Origin of the sequence: Candidatus Sarmatiella mevalonica, assembly GCF_016751895.1 — a bacterium.
GTDB classification, from domain to species: domain Bacteria; phylum Pseudomonadota; class Alphaproteobacteria; order Rickettsiales; family Rickettsiaceae; genus Sarmatiella; species Sarmatiella mevalonica.
In genome coordinates this window covers 1-1,670 of record NZ_JACVVM010000115.1, presented here as the reverse complement: position 1 = coordinate 1,670, position 1,670 = coordinate 1, and the positions used below count along the sequence as shown (strand labels likewise).

The 1,670-nt window shown below is 36.2% G+C and carries 1 protein-coding gene and 2 pseudogenes; 1 reads left to right on the top strand and 2 read right to left on the bottom strand.

Annotation, left to right across the window (positions count from 1 at the left end):
- Window positions 1-210 precede the first annotated feature (210 nt).
- Window positions 211-939: an LPS export ABC transporter ATP-binding protein gene (gene lptB / locus Sarmat_RS06645; protein WP_410520506.1), complete on the top strand. Its 729-nt coding sequence runs from the start codon at window positions 211-213 to the stop codon at window positions 937-939.
- 134 nt (window positions 940-1,073) lie between these two features.
- Here lptB and Sarmat_RS06640 read toward each other — a convergent pair.
- Window positions 1,074-1,193: pseudogene (locus tag Sarmat_RS06640) on the bottom strand (IS5/IS1182 family transposase); the annotation flags it as partial.
- An 11-nt stretch (window positions 1,194-1,204) separates the two neighbouring features.
- Window positions 1,205-1,606 (bottom strand): annotated as a pseudogene (locus Sarmat_RS06635) (transposase); the annotation flags it as partial.
- Window positions 1,607-1,670 lie beyond the last annotated feature (64 nt).

Genomic DNA, 1,670 nt, shown 5'->3' with positions numbered 1-1,670 from the left:
AATTATTAATTTCAAAAATGGATTTTATAATAAAGCATTAGTGATATAAAACGCATCAGCTCTACACCTCACATACTCTGTGTTTTTTTAAGTTCATAACTTACTTTCTTACTTACGCAACAGGTCTAATGGATCGTACTTTCCTTAGCTTCGTTTCTCTTGCGATCGCTAAATTATTTAAATTATTTTGTTAACAGTGTCATATAGATGATGATAGAAGATATACTGCAAGTTCATAATATATGTAAGTCATATTATAAAATCCCCACCTTACACGATGTTTCTATGCATATACATAGAGGCGAAGTGGTTGGATTATTTGGTCCGAATGGCGCTGGAAAGACGACTTGTTTTAACATTATTGCTGGACTAGTTAGACCAAGTAAAGGTAGGGTTTGCATTAATCACACAAACATCACTAAATTACCAATCTATTTAAGGGCTGGGCTGGGCATTGCATATCTACCACAAGAAAGCTCGATTTTTGTTGGCTTAAGCGTAAAAGATAATATCAAAGCCATCTTACAACTACATACAAATGATGAGCGATTAATAGAGCGAGACGCAAATAAATTATTAGAGCAGTTTCAGATATCGCATTTAGCATTGTCTAAAGCGTCTAACTTATCTGGAGGACAGAGGAGAAGGTTGGAAATTGCGCGAGCACTAGCAACACAGCCAAAGTTTTGCATGCTCGACGAACCATTTGCTGGCGTGGATCCAGTATCCATACAGGATGTGCGACAAATTATTAAATATTTGAAAAACGCAAACATAGGCGTGTTAATTACTGATCATAACATTCGCGACACTCTACCGATAGTAGACAGAGTGTATATTATATACGAAGGTCGTGTGTTATTAGAGGGGGATGCGCAATCTATAGCACATAATCCGATGGTGCGGGAAGTATATTTAGGTAATGAATTTAATTATTAGGCCTCTTGCATCACCCGAAAAATAGTTGTTAACTACCGTTTATGAGAGAGATTGTGATGAATACGAAGAAATAAAAAAATAAAATAAGATAAAAAGATCGCACTTTCCTTAGGCAGTATCGACATTGATTCTATTCATAGATAAATTCCGGCTATAAAAACAAAGCCAAGATATGCAATATCAAGCTTGTCGTATCTTGTTGCGACACGCCTAAAATACTTGAGCTTATTGAACATACGTTCAATAAACCTCTTTCGAAACTCATTTATACTAGCTCCATGTTATAAATAGCTGCAATCAAATTGAATCTGAGGCAAAACCTTTTTCGTCTGTTTCTATATTTGTCAGAGATGATTTTAAATCGTTTGAGCATACCGATAACATTTTCATTTACCGCCCTTTCACTGGCAAGCTCTTGGTTTTTCTCCTTATCCTCTTTTGTTAACGGGTTTTTCTTAGTCTTCTTTTTGGGTAATTCAGATTTGCTAGGCAGCTTTTGTATGCCTTGATATCCAGTGTCAGTAATGACCTTTATATCAGAATTTATCTCTGTTCTCGACTCTTTAAATAGCCTAAAATCATGCCGCTTACCATTTGCAAAAGCAGTGCGTATTACTTGTTTCATCTTCTTATCGACAACAACTTGGGTTTTTAATAGACCTCTTTCGAAACTCGCTCAATTAAGAGCAAATGCGAGGAGTATACGAAGCACAGAGCCGCAGCGTACATGA

Bases quoted from the DNA above. Each gene is read 5' to 3' on its own strand.
- lptB (WP_410520506.1), top strand. From the start codon at position 211: ATGATAGAAGATATACTGCAAGTTCATAATATATGTAAGTCATATTAT.